The organism is Brachybacterium alimentarium (genome assembly GCF_002332425.1).
Lineage (GTDB): Bacteria > Actinomycetota > Actinomycetes > Actinomycetales > Dermabacteraceae > Brachybacterium > Brachybacterium alimentarium.
Genome location: NZ_NRGS01000001.1, coordinates 1 through 24776, shown reverse-complemented (window position 1 = coordinate 24776; position 24776 = coordinate 1). Strand labels below are relative to the sequence as shown.

Annotated in this window: 21 protein-coding genes and 1 pseudogene; 19 read left to right on the top strand and 3 right to left on the bottom strand. The window is 70.1% G+C overall.

All coding sequences use genetic code 11. From position 1 onward, the window contains the following. Positions 1-21 precede the first annotated feature (21 nt). The 10 genes from CIK71_RS00110 (at position 22) to CIK71_RS00065 (ending at position 10012) form a co-directional block, all read left to right on the top strand. Complete coding sequence (locus CIK71_RS00110) at positions 22-894, top strand: ParA family protein (protein ID WP_096163161.1); 873 nt, start codon at positions 22-24, stop codon at positions 892-894. After that, positions 894-1772 (top strand): pseudouridine synthase, encoded by an 879-nt coding sequence (locus tag CIK71_RS00105; protein WP_096163160.1) that lies wholly within the window; start codon positions 894-896, stop codon positions 1770-1772. Before CIK71_RS00110 ends, CIK71_RS00105 begins: the two co-directional genes overlap by 1 nt. Next, on the top strand, positions 1769-2878 hold the full coding sequence (locus CIK71_RS00100; RefSeq protein WP_096163159.1) for a prephenate dehydrogenase: 1110 nt from the start codon (positions 1769-1771) through the stop codon (positions 2876-2878). The genes CIK71_RS00105 and CIK71_RS00100 overlap by 4 nt, the downstream gene beginning before the upstream one ends. Before the next feature lie 20 nt (positions 2879-2898). Continuing rightward, positions 2899-5160, top strand: a complete 2262-nt coding sequence (gene der, locus CIK71_RS00095; RefSeq protein ID WP_096163158.1) for a bifunctional cytidylate kinase/GTPase Der — start codon at positions 2899-2901, stop codon at positions 5158-5160. An 87-nt stretch (positions 5161-5247) separates the two neighbouring features. After that, positions 5248-5538 carry a hypothetical protein gene (locus CIK71_RS00090; RefSeq protein WP_096163157.1) on the top strand — a complete coding sequence of 97 codons (291 nt, stop codon included), beginning with the start codon at positions 5248-5250 and terminating at the stop codon, positions 5536-5538. Positions 5539-5577: 39 nt separating this feature from the next. Then, complete coding sequence (locus CIK71_RS00085) at positions 5578-6051, top strand: NUDIX hydrolase (protein ID WP_096163156.1); 474 nt, start codon at positions 5578-5580, stop codon at positions 6049-6051. Continuing rightward, the gene (locus CIK71_RS00080) at positions 6048-6695 is read left to right on the top strand and encodes a hypothetical protein (RefSeq protein ID WP_096163155.1); all 648 of its coding nucleotides are present in this window, start codon (positions 6048-6050) and stop codon (positions 6693-6695) included. Before CIK71_RS00085 ends, CIK71_RS00080 begins: the two co-directional genes overlap by 4 nt. Before the next feature lie 64 nt (positions 6696-6759). After that, positions 6760-8181, top strand: a complete 1422-nt coding sequence (locus CIK71_RS00075) for an extracellular solute-binding protein (protein ID WP_377805988.1) — start codon at positions 6760-6762, stop codon at positions 8179-8181. After that, entirely contained in the window at positions 8178-9122 is a 945-nt protein-coding gene (locus CIK71_RS00070; protein ID WP_096163154.1) for a carbohydrate ABC transporter permease, read from the top strand. The genes CIK71_RS00075 and CIK71_RS00070 overlap by 4 nt, the downstream gene beginning before the upstream one ends. Further along, complete coding sequence (locus tag CIK71_RS00065; protein ID WP_096163153.1) at positions 9119-10012, top strand: carbohydrate ABC transporter permease; 894 nt, start codon at positions 9119-9121, stop codon at positions 10010-10012. Before CIK71_RS00070 ends, CIK71_RS00065 begins: the two co-directional genes overlap by 4 nt. A 23-nt stretch (positions 10013-10035) precedes the next feature. Here the strand turns inward: CIK71_RS00065 and CIK71_RS00060 are convergent, their stop codons facing one another. Then, positions 10036-11229 carry an acyltransferase family protein gene (locus CIK71_RS00060; protein WP_096163152.1) on the bottom strand — a complete coding sequence of 398 codons (1194 nt, stop codon included), beginning with the start codon at positions 11227-11229 and terminating at the stop codon, positions 10036-10038. A gap of 121 nt (positions 11230-11350) precedes the next feature. On the opposite strand from CIK71_RS00060, the gene CIK71_RS00055 reads away from it, so the two are divergent. The 3 genes from CIK71_RS00055 to CIK71_RS00045 all read left to right on the top strand — a co-directional run bounded on the left by CIK71_RS00055 (position 11351) and on the right by CIK71_RS00045 (position 14273). Continuing rightward, positions 11351-12604, top strand: a complete 1254-nt coding sequence (locus CIK71_RS00055) for a sensor histidine kinase (RefSeq protein WP_158541869.1) — start codon at positions 11351-11353, stop codon at positions 12602-12604. Continuing rightward, entirely contained in the window at positions 12601-13230 is a 630-nt protein-coding gene (locus CIK71_RS00050) for a response regulator transcription factor (RefSeq protein WP_096163215.1), read from the top strand. The genes CIK71_RS00055 and CIK71_RS00050 overlap by 4 nt, the downstream gene beginning before the upstream one ends. Before the next feature lie 110 nt (positions 13231-13340). Next, entirely contained in the window at positions 13341-14273 is a 933-nt protein-coding gene (locus CIK71_RS00045) for an SDR family oxidoreductase (protein WP_096163150.1), read from the top strand. Positions 14274-14291: 18 nt separating this feature from the next. On the opposite strand, the gene CIK71_RS00040 is transcribed toward CIK71_RS00045, so the two are convergent. Both CIK71_RS00040 and CIK71_RS00035 read right to left on the bottom strand, forming a co-directional pair. Beyond that, complete coding sequence (locus CIK71_RS00040) at positions 14292-15176, bottom strand: formyltetrahydrofolate deformylase (RefSeq protein WP_096163149.1); 885 nt, start codon at positions 15174-15176, stop codon at positions 14292-14294. 101 nt (positions 15177-15277) lie between these two features. Beyond that, positions 15278-17473 carry an MMPL family transporter gene (locus CIK71_RS00035; RefSeq protein WP_096163148.1) on the bottom strand — a complete coding sequence of 732 codons (2196 nt, stop codon included), beginning with the start codon at positions 17471-17473 and terminating at the stop codon, positions 15278-15280. A 113-nt stretch (positions 17474-17586) separates the two neighbouring features. On the opposite strand from CIK71_RS00035, the gene CIK71_RS00030 reads away from it, so the two are divergent. The 6 genes and pseudogenes from CIK71_RS00030 to CIK71_RS00005 all read left to right on the top strand — a co-directional run bounded on the left by CIK71_RS00030 (position 17587) and on the right by CIK71_RS00005 (position 24520). Further along, positions 17587-18198 (top strand): MarR family transcriptional regulator, encoded by a 612-nt coding sequence (locus tag CIK71_RS00030; RefSeq protein ID WP_096163147.1) that lies wholly within the window; start codon positions 17587-17589, stop codon positions 18196-18198. A gap of 272 nt (positions 18199-18470) precedes the next feature. After that, positions 18471-19730, top strand: a complete 1260-nt coding sequence (locus CIK71_RS00025; protein ID WP_096163146.1) for an aspartate aminotransferase family protein — start codon at positions 18471-18473, stop codon at positions 19728-19730. Continuing rightward, positions 19730-20938, top strand: coding sequence for an ectoine hydrolase (gene doeA / locus CIK71_RS00020; protein ID WP_096163145.1), 1209 nt, complete (start codon positions 19730-19732; stop codon positions 20936-20938). The genes CIK71_RS00025 and doeA overlap by 1 nt, the downstream gene beginning before the upstream one ends. Positions 20939-20951: 13 nt before the next feature. After that, a complete protein-coding gene (locus CIK71_RS00015) occupies positions 20952-22328 on the top strand; it encodes an NAD-dependent succinate-semialdehyde dehydrogenase (protein ID WP_096163144.1) in 1377 nt (458 codons plus the stop codon). 238 nt (positions 22329-22566) lie between these two features. After that, positions 22567-23878, top strand: a pseudogene (locus CIK71_RS00010) (ISL3 family transposase). Positions 23879-23926: 48 nt separating this feature from the next. After that, positions 23927-24520: an OsmC family protein gene (locus CIK71_RS00005; protein WP_245857243.1), complete on the top strand. Its 594-nt coding sequence runs from the start codon at positions 23927-23929 to the stop codon at positions 24518-24520. The last annotated feature ends 256 nt before the right edge of the window (positions 24521-24776 follow it).

The following is a 24776-nucleotide window of genomic DNA, read 5'->3' as shown; positions in this document are numbered from 1 at the left end:
CGCCGACGACAGGACACCGACGTGAGCTCGACCTCCAATCAGCAGCTGGACATCGACCTCGGACCCACTGGTCGACCGATGCCTGAGCTGCCGGAGCCAGCACCGCTCGACGGCCACGGACCGGCCCGCATCATCTCGATGGTGAACCAGAAGGGCGGGGTCGGGAAGACCACCAGCGTGATCAACCTCGGAGCCGCTCTCGCCGAGCTCGGGCGCAAGGTGCTGCTGGTGGACCTCGACCCGCAGGGCGCACTGAGCGCCGGCACCGGGGTGAACCCCTACGACCTCGATGTGACCGTCTACAACCTGCTCATGGAGCGGGACCACGACGTGCGCGAGGTGATCCGCTCGACCTCGACCGACGACCTCGACGTGCTGCCGGCGAACATCGACCTCTCCGCCGCGGAGGTCACTCTCGTCAACGAGGTCGCCCGCGAGATGGCGCTCGCCCGCGTGCTGCGTCCCGTGGTCGACGACTACGACGTCATCATCATCGACTGCCAGCCGTCCCTGGGACTGCTGACGGTCAACGCGCTCGCGGCGAGCCACGGCGTGATCATCCCGCTGGAGGCCGAGTACTTCGCACTGCGCGGTGTGGCGCTGCTGGTCGAGACCATCGAGAAGGTCCAGGACCGCATCAACCCGCGCCTGGAGATGGACGGGATCCTCATCACGATGTTCGATCCGCGCACGCTGCATGCCCGTGAGGTGTGCCAGCGCGTTGTCGGGGCCTTCCCCGACAAGGTCTTCCACACCACGATCAACCGCACGGTGAAGTTCCCCGACGCCTCCGTCGCGGCCGAGCCGATCATCTCCTTCGCCTCCTCCACCAAGGGCGCCGACTCCTATCGGCAGCTGGCCCGGGAGCTCATCGCTCGCGGCGCCGCGGCCTGATGGCCGCCGCGAAGGGCCCCCAGGGCCGGGGACCTCGACGACGCAGCGCCTTCACGCCGCCCCGGAACGTGAAGCTGCGCGACGGCGAGGGCACGAAGCGTCCCGCGCCTGCGGACAGGGGCGGCGAGGGACCGGATCTGCACCGTGCGGAGGGGGAGCGCCTCCAGAAGGTGCTCGCCCGCGCCGGCTTCGGCTCCCGCCGCGCGTGCGAGACGCTGATCTCGACCGGCCGGGTGATGGTCGACGGCGTCGCCGTGCGGGAGCTGGGCGTGCGCGTGGACACCGCCACCCAGGTGCTCCACGTCGACGGGCGGCGCCTCCAGCTGGACGACGCGAAGGTCACCGTCGTGCTCAACAAACCGCGCCACGTGGTCTCCGCGATGAGCGATCCGGAAGGGCGGCGCGACCTCACGGAGTTCGCGGAGCGCTACCCCCATCGCCTCTTCCACGTGGGCCGGCTCGACTACGAGACCGAGGGTCTGCTGCTGCTGACCAATGACGGGGACCTCGCCCACCGGCTCACCCATCCGAGCTTCGAGGTCGACAAGACGTACGTGTGCCGCTTCGACGCCCCGGGCGGCCCGCCCCGGGGCCTGGTGAAGACCCTCCGGGACGGAGTGGAGCTCGACGACGGCGCCGCACGCGCCGACAGCGCCCGGGTGCTCGCGCAGAACGGTCGTGAGGCCGTCGTCGAGATCACCCTGCACGAGGGCCGCAATCGGATCGTGCGCCGCATGTTCGCCTCCCAGGGCTTCGAGCTCACCGCCCTCGTGCGCACCCGGATCGGTCCGGTGGTGCTCGGGGACCTCGACGAGGGGGAGACCCGCGAGCTGACCGGCCGCGAGCTGGGCACGCTGATGGCCGAGGTGGGTCTGTGACGACTCTCGTGCCCTCGCCGGTGCGGATCATCGGCACCGGCCTGATCGGCGGCTCGCTGGGGATGGCGCTGAGCAGCTCCGGTGCCGCCGTGCAGGTCGAGGACATCTCCCCGGGCACCAGGTCGCTCGCCGTCGAGCTCGGCGTGGGCTCGCTGCCCTCGCCCGAGGACCCGGACCCGCAGCTCGTCCTGGTGGCCGCACCGCCGGACGTGGCCGCACAGGTCATCGACCGGGCGCTGCGCGCCTGGCCGCAGGCCGTCGTCGCGGACGTCGCGAGCGTGAAGACCACGGTGCTCGAAGGGGTGCGCGCACTCGCCCGCGGGGAGGACCTTCCCCGGTACATCGGCGCCCATCCCATGGCGGGCCGTGAGGTCTCGGGCGTGATCGCCGCCCGCGGGGACCTCTTCCAGGGACGTCCTTTCGTGATCGTGCCGCACCAGGGCTCCCGGGCCGAGGCGGTGACCGCGCTCAAGGCCGTCGCCACCGAGATCGGCTCCGTGCCGGTCACGATGGACGCCGCCGCGCACGACACCGCGGTCGCCCAGGTCTCCCACGTCCCGCAGGTGATGTCGAGCCTGCTCGCGAGCACTCTGCTCGCACCCACCGAGACGGCCCTCGGCCTCTCCGGGCAGGGTCTGCGCGACACCACACGCATCGCCGACTCCGACCCACGGCTATGGGTGGAGATCCTCGGCGCCAACGCCGCCTCGGTCGCCGGGGTGCTCGGCGAGGTGCGCGATCGGCTCGACGGGGTGATCGGGGCGCTGGAGTCGCTGCGCGGCTCCCCGGACCCGTCGATCGGATCGCGCAGGGCGCTCGCGTCGCTGGTCGCCGACGGCAACCGCGGGGTGCGACGGATCCCCGGCAAGCACGGAGGCCGCACCGACGCGTTCGCGACGCTGACCGTCCTGGTCCCGGACCGTCCAGGGGAGCTCGCGAGGCTGCTCACCGAGATCGGGCAGATCGGGGTCAACCTCGAGGATCTCCGTCTCGAGCACGAACTGGGCCGTGCCGTCGGGCTCGCGCACGTCGCCGTGGACGCCACCCGTGAGGAGCTGCTCACCCGATCGCTCGGAGAACGCGGCTGGACCGTCGCGGAGGCGTGAACTCCCCGTATCCTTGAACGATGCACACCAGCGCGCCGCACGATCCCTCTGCCCTCGCGATGCCCGGCTCCGAGTCCGGCATCACCATCGCGATCGACGGTCCTGCCGGATCGGGCAAGTCGACCGTTTCCCGCCTCGTCGCCGACGCCCTGGACGGCGGGATGCTCGACACCGGCGCCATGTACCGGGCGATCGCCTGGTTCTGCCTGGACCAGGGGGTCGACCTCTCCGACCGTGAGGCCGTCGCCGCGGTCGCCGAGTCCCTCGACCTGGACCTGGGCACCGATCCCGCGGGGGCGACCGTCGCTGTCGGCGGTACGGACATCACCGCCGCCATCCGCGAACCGCGGATCTCCCAGCAGGTCAGCACAGTGGCCACCAACACCCTCGTGCGCCCCATCCTGCAGCGCCGTCAGCGCGAGGTGCTGTTCCGCACCGCCGCCGAGCGCGGCTTCTGCGTCGCCGAGGGACGGGACATCACCACGGTCGTCGCGCCCGACGCCCACGTGCGCATCCTGCTCACCGCGTCCGACGAGGAGCGCATGCGGCGCCGCGCCTCCGAGCTGCAGCTCGAGGACACCGAGGAGACCCGTGCCCAGATGGCCGATCAGGTGCTGCGCCGCGACCGCGACGACTCCGAGGTCTCCCAGTTCCTCACCGCCGCGGAAGGCGTGCACGACCTGGACACCACCGGCCTCGGCATCGACGACGTGGTCGAGCAGGTGCTGATGCTGGTCGCCGAGGCGGAGTCGGCCCAGGAGGAGGAGCAGCACGGCGCCCCGGAGCCCGTCGTCCGCACCCCGTCGGCAGGCGCCGTCGGGGCACCCGGCCAGCGGGACGCCGACGGCCCGTCGGACGAGGACGTGGAGACCGCGCTGCGCGCCGGGCTGAGCGACTACGCCCTCGACGACGAGGACATGGAGCTGCTCCTGGGCGAGGAGGGCGAGGGTCCCCGGCCCACCGAACAGCGCAACCTCCCGGTGGTCGCGGTGGTCGGTCGTCCGAACGTCGGCAAGTCCACCCTGGTCAACCGCATCCTCGGCCGCCGCGAGGCCGTCGTCGAGGACCGTCCCGGGGTGACCCGCGACCGCGTCTTCTACGAGGCCGAGTGGACCGGCACGGACTTCTGGCTGGTCGACACCGGCGGCTGGGAGGATCGCGTCCAGGGCATGTCCTATCGCGTCGCCGAGCAGGCCGAGGTCGCGATCTCCCTGGCGGACGTCGTCCTGTTCATCGTCGACGCGAACGTCGGGATCACCACCACCGACGAGCAGCTGCTGAAGGTGCTGCGCAAGGCGAAGTGCCCCGTCGTGCTGGTCGCCAACAAGGTCGACGATCCCCGCGGCGAGCTCGAGGCCGCCGCGCTGTGGAACCTCGGGCTCGGCGAGCCCTTCCCGGTCTCCGCGCTCCACGGCCGTGGTTCGGGGGACATGCTCGACGCCATGGTCGCCGTGATGCCCGAGGAAGGGCGCGGCGCCGCCGTCGACCACGGGCCGCGTCGTGTCGCGCTGCTCGGACGGCCGAACGTCGGGAAGTCCTCGCTGCTGAACCGTCTCGCACGGGAGAACCGCGTCGTGGTCGACGACGAGGCGGGCACCACCCGCGACCCCGTCGATGAGCGCATCACCCTCGGTGGCAAGGACTGGACCTTCGTCGACACCGCCGGCATCCGCCGGCGCGTGCTGCAGTCGCAGGGCGCCGACTACTACGCCTCGCTGCGCACCCGGGCCGCGCTGGACCGCGCCGAGGTCGCCGTGGTGCTGCTGGAGGCCTCGGAGCCCATCTCCACGCAGGACCTCAAGATCATCGACATGGTGCTCGAGTCCGGCCGTGCGCTGGTGCTCGCCTTCAACAAGTGGGACCTGATCGACGAGGAGCGCCACAAGCAGCTCGAGCGCGAGATCGAGCGCGATCTCGCCCACGTCGCCTGGGCACCGCGGGTGAACATCTCCGCCCAGACCGGTCGCCACGCGGAGAAGCTGGTCCCGGCGATCGAGCGCTCGCTGAAGTCCTGGGACGTCCGCATCCCCACCGGCCGCCTCAACGCCTTCCTCGGGACGCTGGTGGCCGCGCACCCGCACCCGCTGCGCGGCGGCAAGCAGTCCCGCATCCTGTTCGCGACGCAGGCGCGCACGCGTCCGCCCCGCTTCGTGATCTTCGCCAGCGGTTTCCTCGAGCACGGCTACCGTCGGTTCATCGAGCGTCGCCTGCGCGAGGACTTCGACTTCACCGGTTCGCCGATCGTCATCGGCGTGCGCATCCGCGAGAAGCGCCGCGACTGACCAGGCCCCCAGCCGCTCCAACTGCTCCAGCTCTCCCCACCGCTCCAGCTTTCCAGCCCTCCCGCCGTCCCCGCCACGAGGAGCACGATGCCCGTCCAGGATCCGGAACACACCGTCGACCGCGGGTCGCTCCAGACCAGCGCCATCATGTTGATCGTCGTCGGATTCCTGTGCGGGGCGATGATCCCGTCGGTCTTCGGCATCATCGCCCTCGTCCAGCTGGACAGCGACTCGCGCTCCGCGCGGCAGATGACCAATATCGGCTGGCTGATCTTCTGGGTGCTCCTGGGGATCGGCGTGCTCTTCATCGTCGGCTGGCTGCTGGTGTCGCTGCTGATGTTCGGCGCGGTCGCCCTCCCGTTCGTCGTCGGCACCTGACCGTTCGTCGAGTCCCTGAGAGAGCCCCCGAGGAGTCGTATGCCCACCCCGGACTTCGTGCTCGCCCTGCGCGAGCACGTCGGTCATGACCTGCTCTGGATGCCCGGTGTGACCGCCTTCGTGCTGGATGCGGACAGGCAGCACATGCTCGCGGTGCGCCGCGCCGACACCGGGGCGTGGACCCCGGTCACCGGCATCATCGATCCCGGGGAGGAGCCCGCCTCGGCGGCCGTCCGCGAGGTCGCCGAGGAAGCAGGCGTGGACTGCGCTCCGCTGCGGCTCGTCGACGTGCGCACGCATCCGCCCCTCACCTTCCCCAACGGCGACCACGCCCAGTTCCTGGACCTGTGCTTCGTGTGCGAGCACACCGGCGGCGAGCCGTATCCGGCCGACGGGGAGAACACCGAGGCCCGCTGGTTCCCGCTCGAGGACCCGCCGCCGATGAACGATCGGTTCCTGGCGCAGCTGCAGATCGTCCTGGCCGATCGCCCCGAAGCACGGTTCCGTCGATGAGCCCCGAGGCACCGCTGCGCCGTCGCGACGGCACCGTCGATCCGCTGCCCGGCACCCGTGCCGCGTTCCCGCTGTCCGACCGCGAGGGCGACATGGCAGTGATGCGTGTCCTCGCCGCCCCTCGTCGGGACATGGCACGGGCCGGCCGGCTCAGCAGACCGCTGCAGCCCTTCGCGGACTCCCTGCTGATCGACGTCGAAGTGGCCGGGCGGATCGTGCTGCCCGGCGCCTGGGTGCGCCACGACGCCCTCGCCCGAGGCACCGCCCTCCCGCCGGCCACCGTCGGTGCAGGGGACCTGCGCCCGCCCGCGGTCATCGTCGGCACCGCCGACGCGGCGCAGCTGCACTGGGGGGAGACCGTGTGGCCGCTGGACCTCGGCGGAGTGGTCGCCATCCCGGACGTCGCCCGGGCCGAGCCGCATCCGTTCTCGCGCCTGCGACGCCTCACCCTCGTCGCGGCGGGACGTCGCGCCGACATCGCGCTGACCCTCTGGCAGGCACCGGGCTTCGAGATCCCCTGGCACGACGTGCGCCTGCTCCCGCGGGCCGCGCGCTGGTTCGAGCTCGCGCAGGTGCCCGCCGGCATGCGCTATGCCGATGCCGAGCGCGCCCAGGGGGTCGGACGGGCGCGCGTCCGGCCCTGATCCGCACGTCGCCGCGCCGAGCCGATGATTTGTGATCCGCCTCGCACCGGTTAGGCTCAAGCGCGTGAACGACGTCGACGAGGAGGTCTTCGTGGCCCACCGACCACCCCACCGGCTGCCCACCGGCCGCCGCACCTTCCTGCGCTACACCGCCGGCGTCGCAGCGGTGCTCCCTCTGGCCGCTCTCGCCGGATGCTCCGGGAACTCGCGGGATCCGAACCTGATCCGGATCGCCTTCCAGCAGTTCGGCTCCGGCACGATCAAGGAGGAGTGGATCTCCGCAGCCGCCGAGGAGTTCTCCGCGGAGAACCCTGATCTGGTCGTCGAACTGGTCCCGATCGTGGCGGCGGAGAACGACTACTTCACCAAGAACGAGCTCCTCATGAGCTCCCCGCGCACCAGCCCCGATCTGGTCTACGAGGACTCGTTCATCCTGCTCTCCGACGTGGGCGCCGGCTATCTGCAGCCGATCACCGACCTGGTCGAGGGCCTGGAGAACTGGGACGACATCGCCGACGCCTCGAAGGACGCCGTCACGGGGGAGGACGGCGAGATCTACGGGGTGCCGATCACCACCGACACCCGCGCGCTGTGGTTCCACCGCGAGGTGTTCGCCGAGGCGGGCCTGCCCGAGGACTGGCAGCCCGGCAGCTGGGACGACATCCTCGAGGCGGCGCGCGCGATCCGCGACTCCGACAGCGAGGCGATCCCCTTCTTCATGTTCGCCGGCACCCCGCAGGGCGAGAAGGCGTCCATGCAGGGCTTCGAGATGTTCATGTACGGCACCGGCGACGGCACCGGCCTCTACGACGGCGAGGCGGAGAAGTGGGTCCTCGGCAGTCAGGGCTTCGTGGATTCGCTGGCATTCCTCAAGACGCTGTTCGACGAGGACCTCACGGGCTCGCTCGGCCAGCACCTGGATCCCAACATCTCCGAGACCATCTACTCCTCGCTGCTCCCGGACGGCAAGCTCGGGATGCTCATCGACGGGTCCTGGATCTCCCAGAACTGGACCGAGACCGCCCCGACGCCGTGGCCGGAATGGTCCGACGTGATCGGTCTGGCGGACATGCCCACCCAGGACGGCGGCGGCACCGGGACGGTGACCCTCGCAGGCGGCTGGGGCCTGTCCATCCCGAAGCACGTCACCGATCGCGAGGTCGCCTTCGGCTTCCTCCAGAAGCTGGTCTCCACCGAGACCCTCGTGAAGTACGCGATCGCGGACAACCACATCACGGTGCGTGCTGATGTCGCCGAACGCGAGGAGTACGCGAGCTATTCGCCGGCGGTCGAGTACTTCACCGACCTGCTCGAGAGCGCCTACTACCGCCCTGCGCTGCCGGCCTATCCGGAGGTCTCCTCGGCGCTCCAGGAGGCGATGGAAGCCGTCATGACGGGATCCACGCCCGAGGCCGCCGCAGCCGCCTATGACGCCACCGTCACCGACATCGTCGGCCCCGAGAACGTGCAGGAGGCCACCGCATGACCACCGATGCACCACCCGTCGCCGCCCGGGCCGGCAGCCCGGCGCCACGTCGGCGCCGCAGCCATCTCGGAGACCGCCTGACCCTCTCGCGCGCCCTGCCCATGGTGCCCGCCGGACTGCTGCTGATCGGCTTCATGCTCGGCCCGATCATCTACTCGCTGTACCTCGCCTTCACGGACAGTGCCATCCGCGGGGACGGGGCGGCCGAGACCAGCTTCGTCGGCTTCGACAACTTCATGGACGCCTTCACCGACGGGGACTTCTGGAACGCGGTGGGCCTGACCCTGATCTTCACCGTGGTCTCCGCCGTGATCGGTCAGAACGTGATGGGCATGCTCCTGGCCCTGCTCATGGAGCGCGCCAACCGGGTGGTCTCCTTCCTGGTCACCTCCCTCATCATCGCGGCGTGGATCCTCCCCGAGGTGGTGGCCGGCTATCTGCTCTACACCTTCTTCGCGAGCGAGGGCAGCCTCAACACCCTCCTCACCTCGGTCGGACTCCCGGCGCAGGACATGCTGTTCACCGCACCGATCCTGGCGGTGTCGTTCGCGAACATCTGGCGCGGGACGGCGTTCTCGATGCTGGTCTACTCCGCGGCGCTCAGCTCCGTGCCGGGGGACGTCTACGAATCCGCGGCCCTCGACGGGGCCGGGCCCGTCCGCCGCTTCCGATCGGTGACGCTGCCGCTGATGCGGCCGGCGATCGCGACCAACCTCATGCTGACGACCCTGCAGACCCTGTCGGTCTTCGGACTGATCTTCATCATGACGGGCGGCGGTCCGGCCCGGCAGAGCCAGACCCTGCCCCTGTACATGTACGAGCAGGCGTTCTCCTACGGTCAGCTGGGCTACGGCACCGCCGTGGCCCTGCTCCTGCTGCTGATCGGGGCCGTCGCCTCGATCGTGTACCTGCGTCTGCTGCCGGAGGAGGACAAGCGATGAGCGCGACGACCACCCGTACCAGCCCGCAGGGTCGGACGAGAGCCACCCCGAAGGCCGCGAAGCAGGGATCCCGTGCACGCAGCGCGTCGGTCGCGAGCACCGTGGTGATGATCGTGATCGGTCTCGGCTTCGTGGTGCCGCTGCTCTGGGTCGTGCTGGCCTCGTTCGACACCGAGGCCTCCCTGTCCGTGGCCTGGCCCGACCGTTGGAGCCTGGGGAACTTCTCCGCCATCTGGAACGCGGAGACGACGTTCCGGCCGCTGCTGAACTCCCTCATCCTGTGCGGCGGCGCGACGATCGTGACGATGTGCGCGGCGATCCTGTGCGCCTATCCGATGTCACGCTTCCGGTTCAAGGCGAAGCGCCCCCTGCTGCTGACCGTCATCTTCTCCACGGGTCTGCCGATCACCGCGATCATGATCCCGGTCTACTCGCTGTTCGTGCAGGTGAACCTCGTGGACTCGATGGGCGGGGCGATCCTCTTCCTCGGTGCGAGCTCGCTGCCGTACGCGATCTTCCTGACCAAGGGGTTCATGGACGGTGTGCCGGTCGAGATCGAGGAGTCCGCGTGGACGGAGGGCGCCGGGGTGCTGCGTGCCCTGTGGTCGGTGGTGATCCCGCTGATGCGCTCCGGCCTGGCGGTCGCCACGATCTTCACCTTCGTGAGCATGTGGGGCAACTTCTTCGTCCCGTTCATGCTGCTGCTGAGCCCGGAGAACCTGCCGGCGGCCGTCACCCTGTACACCTTCTCCTCGCAGTACGGTCAGGTCGCCTACGGACAGCTCGCCGCGTTCTCGATCTTCTACTCGCTGCCGGTCGTGGCGCTGTACCTGTTCCTGGGCCGCAGCCTGGGCCAGGGCTTCGCCGCGGCGGGCGGCGTGAAGGGCTGAGCGGGGACCACGAGCCCTGATCGTCACCGGCGCACGAAGACGGCCCGCGGCCGACGGTGCCCGTTCAACCATGCGCCGATCCAGGTCGAGCGCACGAAGAGGTCGTAGCTCAGCAGAAGGACCGCCATCACCACGATCAGAGCAACGGCGAGCTGAAGCAGGATCGGCGCGCCGAGCGCGGCGAGCGGCACCTCGACGAGGAGCAGCAGGGGGAAGTGGACGAGGTAGATCCAGTAGGAGGCGTCCGCCAGGTAGCGCACCCAGGGGATCGCACGCTGCACGAGCCGTGCGGTGAGTCCGAGCAGCCCGTACACCCAGGCCCAGCCGGCGAGCGCGGCGAACGCGGCGGTCAGGAGCGCAGGGGCGAACATCGGTGCCGCCAGCGCGAGCGGGCTGAGCAGGACAGCGATCACCAGCTGCGGGATCCACTGGCGCTCCAGCCGGGCCAGGGATCCGGATCGCGCTCGCAGGAACCAGCCAGCCAGGAAGGCGCCGCTGTAGCCGATGCTGGCCCCGGCTACCGGGACCAGGGTGTACGGCTCGATGATGCTGGCGTCGCTGCTCTCCTGGACCATGAGACCTGCGGCGTACGGCACCGCGGCCAGCACGACGCCTACGGGCGAGGCGAGCGCCCCACCGATCCGTCCGGCGGCTCCGGCGGCTCGTTCGGTGCCCAGCATCCGCAGCAGGACGGCTCTCACCGCCACCACGACGAGCGCGATCTCCAGCAGGAGGAGCAGGAACCACAGGTGCATCGTGGGCACGGCGAGGAATCCGGGGGTCGCAGCGGGGCCGGTGTCCGCTGCGGCGATCGGTGCGGCTCCGCGGACCACCTCGTTCAGGACCACGGCGGCGATCATGAGCGCGAACAGTCCGGGCCAGAAGGCGACCAGGGGGAGCCCGATCCGGGTGAGACGGTCCTTCACATAGGCCGCGACGCCTCGGCGGTGCAGCACCATGTGGCCGAAGTAGCCCGCCAGCATCATGAACAGCGCCATGCGGAACAGATGGATGACGCCGACCGCGCCTGCCGCCGCCCAGGACTCGTGGGCGTCGTCGACCAGCCAGTTGCCGCCGGGGAGGAAGGGCATCAGGGCGTGGAGCAGCACGCCGAGCAGGAGGGCGCCGCCGCGCAGCGCGTCGAGGTGGTGAAGTCGGGTCGTCGGAGCCCGGGCGGGGATCGTCTCCGTGGGCTCGGGCGAGAGGCTCTGGGACATGCACTCGACATTAGGGGTGCCGAGTCCGGTGCGCCTCGGCCGATCGGGAGCCGACGCATCCACCGATCGGCGGATGCCCGTGCCCTGGCGCCGACGAGGGTCCCAGGGAAGACTGGACGCCATGGCACGATTCCCTGCGCTCGATCCTGCCTGGGTCGGGACCGCGGCCCCGGGCGCACCCCGGGGTCCCACCGGTGGGACCTCGTCACGGCCGCTCGACCCGATGCTCGGCGTATGGATGCCCCCGGTGCTGCTGCTGGTCGCCTGGGCGGTGGGCTGGATCGGTGCGCAGTCGTGGCTGCTGCCCGAGCATGTGCTGTGGGCCCTGGTGCCCACGACCCTGCTGCTGGGCCTGCGCGCCGTCATGGAGACGGTCCTGCGCCGGACCGGTCAGGATTCGACCGCGTTGAGAGCGCTGTACTCGGTTCACGTGGCACTGGTGGCGATCGGGCTGCTGCTGAACCCGCTCACCTGCATCTATGCCTTCGTCGGATATCTCGACTCCGCGAGATTCCTCGACGGGGCACGAGCACGCGCCGTGGTCGTGGCCACCGCGCTGCTGTGCGCTGTCGGCCAGGTGGGCGGCATCCATGTGGTGAGAGCGGAGACGGGACTCTTCGTGGGCCTCGCGGTGGTGAACCTCCTGCTGGCTGCCGGGATGCTGTTCCTCGCCGCCGAGCGCGAGAGGGTCCTCGCCCAGCGGGAGCATGCGCTGATCGAGGTCGGCCGCGTGAACGCGGAGAACGCGGAGCTGCATGACGAGCTGATCGCCGGGGCGCGACGGGCGGGGGCCGACGAGGAGCGCACTCGGCTCTCCCGCGAGATCCACGACACCGTGGCCCAGGGCCTCATCGGGGTGATCCGGCAGCTGGAGGCCGTCGGCCCGGATATCGACGCCGAGTCACGTCATCGGGTCACCGTGGCGGAGGAGGCCGCACGCGACTGTCTGCTCGAGGCCCGGCGTGCGGTGGAGGCGCTCGGTCCCCACCAGCTCCATGACACCGACGTGGTCGACGCGCTGTCGGGGCTCGTGGCCCGCTGGACGCGGACCCATCGGGTGGTCGCCACCTTCGATGCCGACGAGGCGACGCGCGATGGCCCTCATGGGGACGTCCTGGTGCGCATCGCCCAGGAGGCCCTGGCGAACGTGGCCCGGCACGCCGGGGCCACCACGGTCACCGTGACCCTCGCCGGGGACGAGCACGGGTCGCTCCTGCGGATCAGCGACGATGGCGCCGGATTCGAGGCGGACCATGCTCCGCGGGGCCACGGCCTGGCGAACATGGCCGACCGTGCCCGACGGGCCGGCGGCAGCCTCCGCGTGCTCTCCGCGCCCGGTCAGGGGTGCACCGTGACGGCGAGCGTGCCGCGATGAGCGCACGGGCCCCGGTGCGTGCCGTCGTCGTGGACGACCACCCGGTGGTGCGCGACGGCCTGGTCGCGATGCTCGGTGCCGACACCGGCATCGAGGTGGTCGGAACCGCCGCGGACGGTGCAGAGGCCCTCGCGGTGATCGCCGCCGCCGCACCGGACGTCGTGCTCATGGACCTGCGCATGCCCGGGACCAACGGCATCGAGGCGATCCGCGCGCTGCGAGCCCGCGATCCCCGCGCGCCGAGGATCCTCGTGCTCACGACCTACGACACGGACCGGGACATCCGCGGTGCGCTCGAGGCGGGCGCGGACGGCTATCTGCTGAAGGACACCCCCGGCGACGAGGTGACCCGCGCCGTGCACGATCTGGTCGCCGGCCGCGCCGTGCTCGCCCCGGCCGCGCTCGCGGCCCTCACCGGGTTCGGCGGCACGCGCGTCCAGCTCAGCGCTCGGGAGGCCGAGGTGCTGCGGCTCGTCGCCGACGGCTGCACGAACCGGGCCGTGGCGTCGCGGCTGGGTATCGGCGAGGCGACCGTGAAGACCCATCTGATGCACGTGTACGAGAAGCTCGGCGTGGGGGATCGCGCCTCCGCGGTCCGCACCGCGTGGGAGCTCGGGCTGGTCTGAGCGGGCCGACCGCTCGTTCCGTCCCGTGATCGAGCCGGCGCCGAGCGCTACCGTGAGCGGATCGGTCGTGTCCTCGACGTACGAGCCCCGTTCTCGACGAAGGAGTTCCCATGCCTCAGCATGCTGAGCAGTCCCTGCCCTCCGAGGTCGCCCGGAGGGCTCGCGACCTCTCGACCCGCGGCGGCGAGCCGTCGTTCCCCGCGCAGGACCAGCAGCCGCCCGGCCTCACCGCACCGATGCGTCCCGTCCCCGATCACGGTGAGCGCACCTATGAAGGCCACGGTCGTCTGCAGGGTCTGGTCGCCCTGATCACCGGCGGGGACTCCGGCATCGGCCGGGCGGTCGCGATCGCCTACGCCCGTGAGGGCGCCGACGTGGCGATCTCGTACCTTCCCGAGGAGCAGGAGGACGCCGAGCAGACGGCGGCCTGGATCCAGGAGGCCGAGCGGCGTGCGCTCCTGCTGCCCGGTGACCTCCGCGAGGAGACGACGGCACGCTCCCTCGTCACCCGCACCGTCGAGGAGTTCGGCCGACTGGACATCCTGGTCAACAACGCCGCCTTCCAGTGGGGCCGGGCCGAGCCGAAGGGTCTCGCGGGCATCGCCTCCGAGCGGCTCCATCGCACGCTGACCACCAACCTCGAGGCCCTGTTCTGGATCACCCAGGAGGCGGCGGAGCATCTGCACGCCGGGGCGAGCGTCATCAACTGCTCGTCGATCCAGTCCTATGATCCCTCGGTGCCGCTCATGGACTATGCGGCGACCAAGGCAGCCATCAACAACGTCACCGTGAACCTCGCGGCCGATCTGGGGCCTCGGGGGATCCGTGTGAACGCCGTCGCCCCGGGGCCGATCTGGACCCCGTTGAACGTCGCGACCAGGGAGTCCGACGACTACGTCGAGTTCGGGGCGAACACGCCCCTGGGACGCGCCGGTCAGCCGTCCGAGTGCGCCGGGGCGTTCGTGTTCCTGGCGAGCCCGGCGGAGGCCAGCTATGTCTCCGGCACCGTGCTCGGTGTGACCGGTGGGCGTCCCGTCTTCTGACAGCGCACCCGCGGGCCGTCAGCGGAAGATGACGGTGCGGGTGCTGTCGAGCAGCACGCGCGACTGGGCGAACCAGGTGACGGCCTGGCGCAGCGTGCGCACCTCGGCATCCTGCCCGATCGCCATCAGCTCCTGCGGGGAGCGCGTGTGGTCCACACGGATCACGTCCTGCTCGATGATCGGCCCCTCGTCGAGGTCGCTCGTGACGAAGTGGGCGGTGGCGCCGATCTGCTTGACGCCGCGCGCGTAGGCCTGCCGGTAGGGATTGGCGCCCTTGAATCCGGGCAGGAAGGAGTGGTGGATGTTGATGCACCGGCCGGCGAGCTCCGCGCAGAGCTCCGGCGAGATGATCTGCATGTAGCGGGCCAGCACCACCAGCTCGATGTCGTGCTCCTCGATCGCCTCGCGCACCCGGTTCTCGAAGGCCTCCTTCGCGCCTTCGCCCTTGGTGGGGAGGTGCTCGAAGTCGATCCCGTGGAAGGCCGCGAGCGGTTCGAGAGTCGGGTGGTTGGCCAGGATCAGCGGCACCTCGATCGGCAGGTGCCCTGCATCGATCTGGAACAGCAGATCGTTGACGCAGTGCTTCGCGGTGGACCCGAGCACGAGGGTGCGCAGCGGGCGCCCGACCACGTCGAGATGGTGCTCGATGCCGAACCGCTCGATCACCGGGCTCAGGGCCGCGGTGACCTCCTCGGCCGTCGCGGTGGTGACCAGCTGCAGACGCATGTAGAAGCGGTGCGTCGTGCCGCTCTCGAACTGCCTGCTCTCCGTGATGTTCCCGCCCACCTCGACGATCGCGCCGGTGACCGCGTGGACGATGCCGGGGCGGTCCTCGCACACGAAGGTGAGGACGTACTCGACGGCGGGGGAGGGGGTGCTGGTGGCGGCGATCGGACTGCTCATGGGGGAAGTCTAGGAGGGCGCCCCGCCGAAGCGCGCCCCGGCCCCGGCGCGGCCCCCGATCCTGGGACCGAGGTCACGGTCGCCCGCCTGTCCGCTCGGCGTCACCGAGGCGCCCTGCGGGAGAGCCGGGAGGGCCACCAGATCGCCCGTCCCAGGTCCAGGGCGAGCGCCGGGACCAGCAGGGTGCGGACCACGAAGGTGTCCAGCAGGACCCCGAAGGCGACGATGAAGGCGATCTGGACGAGGAACAGGATCGGGATCACCGACAGCGCCGCGAAGGTCGCCGCGAGCACCAGCCCGGCGGAGGTGATGACGCCGCCGGTGACGGCCAGGCCGCGCACCACGCCCTCGCGCGCTCCCTGGTGCAGCGCCTCCTCCCGGACCCTGGTCATGAGGAAGATGTTGTAGTCGATCCCGAGTGCCACCAGGAACACGAAGCCGTACAGGGGCACTGCCGGGTCTGCGCCCGGGAAGGCGAAGACATGCTGGAAGACCAGGGCGGCGACCCCGAGCGCGGTGCCGAAGGAGAGCACGGTGGTGGCGACCAGCATGATCGGGGCGAGGACCGAGCGCAGCAGCATCATCAGGATCAGCAGGATCACCACGAGCACGACGGGGATGATCAGCGCGCGGTCATGCGCGGAGGCGTCGTTCGTGTCGAGCGCGGTGGCGGTCTCCCCGCCCACGATCGCCGTGAAGCCCTCGTGGCCGAGGGCTGCTCGCAGGTCGCGCACGGTCTGCTCGGCGGCAGCCGAATCCGGCGCGTCGGTGAGGGTCCCCTGCAGCAGGACCCTGCCGTCGACCACGGTCGGCGACGCGGCGGGAGACCCCGGTGGGCCCTGGGCCTGGACGCCGTCGGCGGTCACCGGTGCGGAGCCGCTGGGGGAGTCCTCCGCGGTCACGGAGACGGAGTCGATGCCGTCGTCCTGGAGGAGGAGATCCGTCGAGGCCTGCAGGTCCTCCTCGTCGACGATGACCTGCACCGGGCTGCCCGCCCCGGCCGGGAAGTGCTCCCCGAGGGCGACCTGTCCGTCGCGAGCGGAGGACGAGCCGATGACGAGATCCGACTGGGGGACGCCGTCGGCCTTCAGCTGGAGGGCGCCTGCGCAGCCGACGGCGAGGACGATCGCGGTGAGCATCCAGATCGTCCGAGGACGCCGGGCCACCGCCGTGGCGATCCGGCCCCACACCCCGTGATCGAGGACCGGCGACGAGACGTCGGACGTGCTGGGGTCATAGACCGGGTGGCGGGGCCAGAACGCGACGCGCCCGGCGACGTAGACGATGGCCGGGAGGAGCGTGAGCGCGGCGAGCATCGCGAAGACGATCCCGATCGCCGCGACCGGCCCCAGGGTGCTGTTGGACTTCAGGTCGGACAGGAGCAGGCACAGCAGGCCGGCGATCACGGTCCCGCCCGAGGCGAGCACCGGCTCCACGGTGCCACGCAGGGCGGTGACCGTGGCGGCCCCCTTCCGCTGCTGACGACGCAGCTCATCCCGATACCGTGCGACGTACAGGAGCGAGTAGTCGGTCGCAGCCCCGATGACCAGGATGAACAGGATGCCCTGGGTCTGACCGCTCAGCAGCAGCACATCGGCCGCGGCGAGGTGCCAGATCAGCAGCAGGGCCGCGCACAGGGCGAACATGCTGGTCGACAGCACGATCAGGGGCAGGAGCACGGATCGGTAGACGATGACCAGGATGATCAGCACCGCGGCCAGCGCGACGCCCAGCAGGAGCCCGTCGATCCCTGCGAAGGCGGCCCCGAGATCCGCGGAGAAACCGGCGGGGCCGGTGACACGGGCCGTCAGCCCGGCGGGAAGGTCGGAGGACAGCTCCTCCTCGAGCTGCGGGACCAGGTCGCCCAGATCGGCGTCGGCGTCGAGCGGGACGAACACCTGAACCGCCAGGCCGTCCTCCGACGGGATCGGCGGGGAGATCTCACCCTCCACCCCGTCGACGTCATCGAGCGCCTCGGTCGCGTCCGTGATCGCCCCCAGCTGGTCCTCTGTGAGCTCCTGCTCGCCGGTGATCACGATGATCGCCGGGATCGCGTCGGAGCCGCTGAAGTCGCCGGCCAGCGCCTGGGCCCGCGTGGCCTCCGCGGAGTCCGGAAGGTACGCGGTGCGGTCGTTGGAGGAGACCTCGTCGACCCGTCCGAAGTAGGGACCGCCGATGCCCGCGGCCGCCAACCAGACCAGGATCAGCACGGCCGGGATGAGGATGCGCAGCGCACGGGGGACGCGCGGACCGCTGCCGCGGTGGGTGGGGCCGGAGGGGCCGGGGGGAGTGGGCATGGGGTTCCTTCGGGGATTCCTTCGACGCTCGACGGGCCACAGCAGTCTCCCACAAGTTGCTAGACAGGCTAGATAAGTTCTGGGCGAGACGGTTGATCGCTACGATGCCTCGCATGATGTCGTCCGCGCCGGAAGACCCCCGCACTTCCCGTGCCCTGTCCTCGCTGTACAGCCTCGAGGGGAGCGATCCACAGGGAGAGCTCGTGGACCGTGCCGGCCTCTCCGCGGCGGATCTGGGTCAGATCGACGAGCTCATGGCGGCGCTCGCCGGGCTCCGCGACGCGGAACGTGCGCTCTCGGAGGCGTCGCGGCGCTACATGGACCTCGGCGAGACGGACATGCGGGCGCTGCATTTCCTCATCGTCTGCGAGAACACGGACGCCGTGGCGACGCCCAGCGCGATCGCGCATTCGCTCGGCATCTCGAGCGCGTCGACCACCAAGCTGCTGGACCGCCTCGAGCGCGCGGGCCACATCCGGCGCCGGCGGCATCCCTCGGACCGTCGTGCCCTGATGATCAGCATCGAACCGGCCACCCGCGCCTCGGCCATGCGCACCGTCGGCGCCCAGCACGCGCGTCGGGTCCATGCCGCTCGCCGGTTGAGCCCGAGCGAGAGGGGCGTCGTGATCGATTTCCTCGAGGACATGACCGCCGAGATATCGCTCGATGGCACGGAGTGGGGCGGGGCTGCGGCCGAGCACCCCTCGTCACGGCGATCACGCTGATCAGGCCCGGTCGGGCACGCTTATCAGACCAGTCGGACCCACCGGCGGCACACCTCCCGATCACCGCGGCAAGGGCGTCCCTACCATCCGGTCGGCGCAGTGACCTGCAGGGCGTGCTCACGCGGTCTCCCGCGCCTGCTGAAGACTTGACGGGGCGCGACCTGGCGAGTGATGGTCGGCACACCGGTCCACACTTGCCAGACGGAGCGATCTTCGCTATGAGGGCCGGGCATGGAGATCGAGGTCGCTCCCCTCATGAGACGAGGTCTCCCATGGACACGACCGTTTTCGAAACGCACGAATCCGCCATCCGGGGCTACTGCCGGAACTTCCCCACGGTGTTCGAGTCCGCGTCGGGCGCGCGGCAGGTGGATGAGGACGGGAAGTCCTACCTCGACTTCTTCGCGGGGGCCGGGGTGCTGAACTTCGGGCACAACAACCCGAGGATGAAGGACGCTCTGATCGAGTTCATCCAGGCCGATGGCGTCGCCCACAGCCTGGACACCTACACGACCACGAAGCGGGACTTCATCTCGCGCTTCCAGGAGGTCATCCTGGAGCCGAGGGGCATGGACCATCGGATGCAGTTCATGGGCCCCACCGGGTCCAACGCCGTCGAGGCGGCGATGAAGCTGGCCCGACGGGCGACCGGGCGGCGAGAGATCGTCGCCTTCAGCCACGGCTTCCACGGCATGACGCTCGGCTCCCTCGCTGCGACCGCCAACGACGCCTTCCGCCAGTGGGCCGGGGTCCCGCTCGACAACATTCTGCGCCTCCCCTTCGAGTCCGCACCGGGCGGAAGGACGGCGATCTCCGAGTACGCCGCGGCGCTGAAGGACCCCTCGAGCGGCCTGCTGCCGCCGGCGGCCTTCCTGGTCGAGCCCATCCAGGCCGAGGGTGGCGTCAACGTCGCCAGCGCGAGCTGGCTGCATGAGGTGCAGGACCTCGCCCACGAGGTCGGGGCACTGCTGATCTTCGACGACATCCAGGCGGGCATCGGCCGCACCGGCAGCTACTTCTCGTTCGACGGGATGGGCCTGGATCCCGACATCATCACGCTCGCCAAGGGCCTGGGCGGCTTCGGCACCCCGATCGCCATGAACCTCAATAAGCCCGAGGTCGACGACCACTGGGCGCCGGGCGCGCACACCGGCACCTTCCGCGGGCAGGGGCTGTCCTTCGTCGCCGGCACCGTGGCGCTGGACTACTTCACGGACGAGTCCTTCCTCGCAGACGTCCTGGCCAAGGGGGAGGTGATGCGCGAGCGGCTCACGCGGATCGCCTCCGCGCACCGCGACGACGGCTGGGAGGTGCGCGGGCGCGGGATGATCCAGGGCCTGGACACCGGCGACGGCGCCTTCGCCAAGAAGCTCCAGCAGGAATGCTTCGACCGCGGCCTGCTGATCGGCCCCTGCGGCAGCGGCGGACGCGTGATCAAGCTGATCCCGCCGCTGATCATCCCCGACGAGGAGCTCGCAGAGGGTCTGGACCTGCTCGAGCAGGCCATCGACGCCACCGTGAAGGACCTCTGATGCGCCGCCGGTCCGATATGACCTTCGCTCCCGAGGAGTACGAGCGGAGGCTCTCGGAGCTGCGGGAGCGGATGGAGCAGCGAGAGCTCGACGCCGTGATCATCACCGACCCCGAGAACCTGATGTACCTCACGGACTATCAGACCACCGGGTACTCCTTCTTCCAGGCCCTGATCGTGCCGCTGGAATCGGACTCGGTGATGATCACCCGCGCGCTCGAGGAGTCCAACGTGATCGCGCGGACCTGGCTGGAGCACTCCCGTGCCTACCCCGACAGCGGTGACGCGATCCTCGAGCTGGTCAGCACTCTGCGCGACCTGCGCCTCGGGGATGCCCGGGTGGGCTACGAGCGCAACAGCTACTACTTCCCCGCCTATCAGCAGGATCGTTTCCACGATGCCTTCGGGGAGGGCCTGGTGGACTGCTTCGGGATCGTCGAGGAAGGGCGGATCCGCAAGTCGTCGGCGGAGATCGAGGTCATGCAGCTCGCCGCGTACGCCGGGGAGGCCGGGATGGCCGCCGGGCTGCGCGCCGCGATGGCCGGGGCCACCGAGAACGACGTGGCCTCGGCGATCACCGCGGCGATGTTCCGCGCCGGCGGAGAGTTCCCGGCGGTGCTGCCGTACGTCGCGTCCGGCCCCCGCTCGATGATCGGCCACTCCACGTGGGAGGGGCGCATGATCCGTCCTGGGGAGCACGTGTTCCTCGAGGTGGGCGGGTGCTACCGCAGGTATCACACGGCCATGATGCGCACCGCGGTCAACGGGGCGCTCTCGGACTCGATGCGCTCGGCGCAGGAGCTGATGAAGCAGACGCTGGCCGAGCTGCGCAGCCTCATGAAGCCGGGCGTGACCATCTCCGAGGTCGCTGAGCTGACCCGCACCCGCATCGAGAGCAACGACGTGGGCGCTCAGCTGGTCACCCGCGCCGGCTACTCCATCGGGATCGCGTTCCCGCCCTCCTGGGACGAGGGATACATCGTCTCCCTCCTGGAGGGGGACGAGCGCCCGCTCGAGGAGGGCATGACCTTCCACCTGCTCCCCTGGATGTGGGGCGTGGACGGGAACAAGACCGTCGGCATCTCGGACACCGTCCACATCACCGAGGACGGCTGCCGGTCGTTCTTCACGCTGCCCGAGGACTTCACCGTCCATGACAGCTCCGCGCGGAGCTTCCGCACCTCCGCCGTCGTCGCGCCGAGCTTCTGAGAGGAGCCGCACCATGACCATGCTGACCGCCATCGACCCCACGACCGGACGCGTCGTCCGAGAGGTGCCCGCCGCGACCCCGGCGGAGATCACCGCACTCATCGACCGTTCCCGGACCGCCTACACCTCCTGGAAGGAGACCACCCTCGCCGAACGCGCCGAGGTGCTGCGCCGCGTCGCCGCCCATCTGCGCGAGCACACCGACGAGCTCGCACCGCTGATGACCGAGGAGATGGGCAAGCCCATCGGGGAGGCCCGCGGCGAGGTCGCCAAGGCCGCCTGGGCGGCCGAGCACTACGCGGAGAACGGGGCGGAGTACCTCGCGGACGAGCATCTCGACTCCGATGCGACGTCCTCCTACGTCCAGTACCTGCCGCTCGGGCCGGTCCTGGGGATCCTGCCCTGGAACGCCCCGTTCTGGGTCGCGTTCCGCTTCTGCGCGCCGGCGCTGATGGCCGGTAACACCTGCGTCATGAAGCACGATCCCCATGTGCCGGGCTGCGCCGCCGCGCTCGAGGAGGTGTTCCGTGCCGCCGGCGCCCCCGAGGGGGTGTTCCAGACCCTTCTCGCAGTCACCGAGGACGTCGAGCAGGCGATCCGCGACCCCCGTATCCAGGCCGTCTCCTTCACCGGCTCCGACCGCGCCGGGGCCCAGGTCGCCTCGATCGCCGCGAGTGAGATCAAGCCCGCGGTGCTCGAGCTCGGCGGCTCGGATCCCTGCATCGTGCTGGCCGACGCGGATCTGCCCAAGGCCGCGGAGGTCTCGGCGCTCTCACGGATCATCAACGCCGGCCAGTCGTGCATCGCGGCGAAGCGCGTGATCGTGGAGCGTTCTGTGCACGACGAGTTCGTGGAGCTGCTGACCGCGCAGCTCAGAGATCTGGTGGTCGGCGACCCCCGCGACGAGGCCACCAAGGTGGGGCCGATCGCCCGAAAGGAGCTGCGCGAGAACCTCCATCGCCAGGTGAGCACGAGCGTCGAGGCCGGGGCGACGTGCGTGCTCGGCGGCGAGATGCCCGAGGGGGACGGGTTCTTCTACCCGGTGACGCTGCTGACCGGGGTCGAGCCGGGCATGACCGCCTGCGCCGAGGAGACCTTCGGGCCGATCGCCGTGGTGATCGCCGCGGACGATGCGGAGCATGCCCTGGCGCTGGCCAACGACACCCCCTACGGGCTCGGTGCCGCGATCTGGACCGAGACGGAGCGCGGGGTCTCCATGGCCCGTCGCATCGAGGCCGGGCAGGTCTCGGTCAACGGCATCGTGAAGTCGGATCCGCGACTGCCCTCGGGCGGGATCAAGCGCTCCGGCTACGGTCGTGAACTGGGCCCGCACGGGATCCGGGAGTTCACCAACGCCCAGCAGATCTGGGTGGGACCGGTCCGTTCCTGAGATCTGGCCTGAGATCCGGCACATCACCCTGAGATCTGGCCGACTCCCGGGGACGACGAAGGCCGCCGATCCGCATCTGCGGTTCGGCGGCCTTCCTCGATCTTCGGTCGACCTTATTGGGCTCTTCGCAGCTGAGAGGGTAGCTGCGGGGCGTGGGCCGGGCGCGTCGGTGCCGGGATAGACGTCGAGGTCTCCCGATGATGGAAGTTCTCACGCTCGCCATCAGGAAGACCTCGACGTGCCCAACGCTACCTTCGGCAGCCCTGATCTGACGACCTTCACCCGGCTCGAGGAGCTCGGTCTGGTCGTGGTCGGCCAAAGTCTCACGGCCCACCGGGCGGTGCTGGAGTGCAGGGTCGCTAAAGAGGATCCATGGTGCCGAGGCTGCGGAGCACTCTCGACCTCTCGGGGCTCGATCTCGCGGTCCCTGGCGCATGAGCCGTTCGGTCACCGTCCCACGACGTTGTTAGTGCGGATCCGCCGCTACCGGTGTGACCACTGCGGGTACCGCTGGCGCGAGGACATCACCGCTGCGGCGGCCGGGCGGGCGAAGCTCTCCCGGGGCGGGGACCGGTGGGCGCTGGAGGCCCTGGTCATCGATCACCTCTCGATCGCGCGGGTCGCCGCCGGACTCGGCGTGGCCTGGCACACCGCCAACGACGCCGTCCTGACCGAGGGGAAACGGCTGCTCATCGATGACCTGGCCCGCTTCGACGGAGTCCGCGTGATCGGCGTCGATGAGCACGTCTGGCGCCACACCCGACGCGGCGACAAATACGTCACCGTGATCATCGACCTCACCCCCAACCAGGGACAAGACCGGGCCAGCTCGGCTGCTGGACATGATCGAGGGACGTTCCAAAGCAGCGTTCAAGGCTTGGCTGGAGGCCCGCCCCGAGGCGTGGAAGGACCGTATCGAGGTCGTCGCGATGGACGGGTTCACGGGATTCAAGACCGCAACGAGCGAAGCGCTGCCCGGAGCGGTCGCGGTCAGGGATCCCTTCCACGTCGTCCGCCTCGCTGGGGACGCTCTGGACGACTGCCGGCGCCGGATCCAGCAGAAGCTCCACAAGCGTCGGGGCCGTAAGGACGACCCTCTCTACAACGCCCGCCGCACCCTCCACACCGGGTCCAAGTTCCTTACCGAGCGACAGAGCGAGCGCCTCAGCAGTCTGTTCAGCAGTGAGAAGCACGCCGCGGTCGAGGCGACCTGGGAGATCTACCAGGCCATGATCGCCGCCTATCGAGAAGCCGACCGGGTCCGAGCCAGAACGATGATGGAGAAGGTCATCGCGGCACTCAGCGCGAAGGCCCCCGACGCCCTCGTCGAGCTGGGAAAGCTGGGTCGGACGCTGGCCAAGCGCGCTGACGACGTCCTGGCGTTCTTCGATCGACCCGGCACCAGCAACGGTCCCACCGAGGCGATCAATGGCCGGCTCGAACACCTCCGCGGCTCTGCCCTCGGCTTCCGCAACCTCCCCAACTACATCGCCCGCAGCCTCCTCGAATCAGGCGGCTTCAGAAACCAGCTACACCCTCGGATGCGATGAGCCCCAAAAGCAACATATGACGCGCGATGACGGAAGAGTTCGCCGCTCTTGGCGCCCACACCAGGCGCTTCTATCGTCACGATCATGACCACCACAACAAGCGTCCAGACCATCGTCCCTGAGATCACCGCCGAGGCTCGCGCCGATCGCCTCACGAAGGCCGGAAGCGCGTGGGCCGAGCGCATAGATGCCGATCGCTCGAACGCCCATCTGACTTACGCGGTCGACGGTGCCGGCGCCGGCTCAGTAGCAACGACGGTGCGCGCAGGCAAGCACTCCTTCGTCGTCGACGAGCCCTCGGCGCTGGCTGGCGATGACGCCGGGACCAGCCCGGTCGAGTACGCCCTCGGCGCGCTAGTCGGTTGCCAGGTCGTCGTCTACCGCCTCTACGCTCAGCAGCTCGGCATTCCCTTCGACGACATCGTCATCAGGGCCGAAGCTGATCTGGACGCGGCGCGACTCTTTGGTGCCGACGAGTCCGTGCGCTCCGGGTTCTCCGAGGTGCGGCTCGACATCGAGCTCTCGGGACCGGAAACGACCGAGCGCTACGACGATCTGCGCGCTGCCGTGGATGAACACTGCCCGGTGCTCGACATCTTCCAGAACCCGACCCCGGTCAAGACCACCATCACCCGCGCCTGATCACTGTCAGATCGGCCTGATCACGCCCACCTTGGCGAGAGCTCGCCTGTCCGCTGCCCGCCCCGAGAGCGGCACCAGTTCGTCAGCACCATTAGTCTGCGGCTGCCCCACGGAGATGGGTGGCAGCCTCAACCGGGCAACGCATCACCCGTGATCTTAAGGCGATCGATCATAGAAGAATCCGTTGAGGGGCCCTTCTATTGGAGGTCGAATCAATAAGCTAGCGGGCTTTTCTGCCTGAATCGCCCCGGGTCTG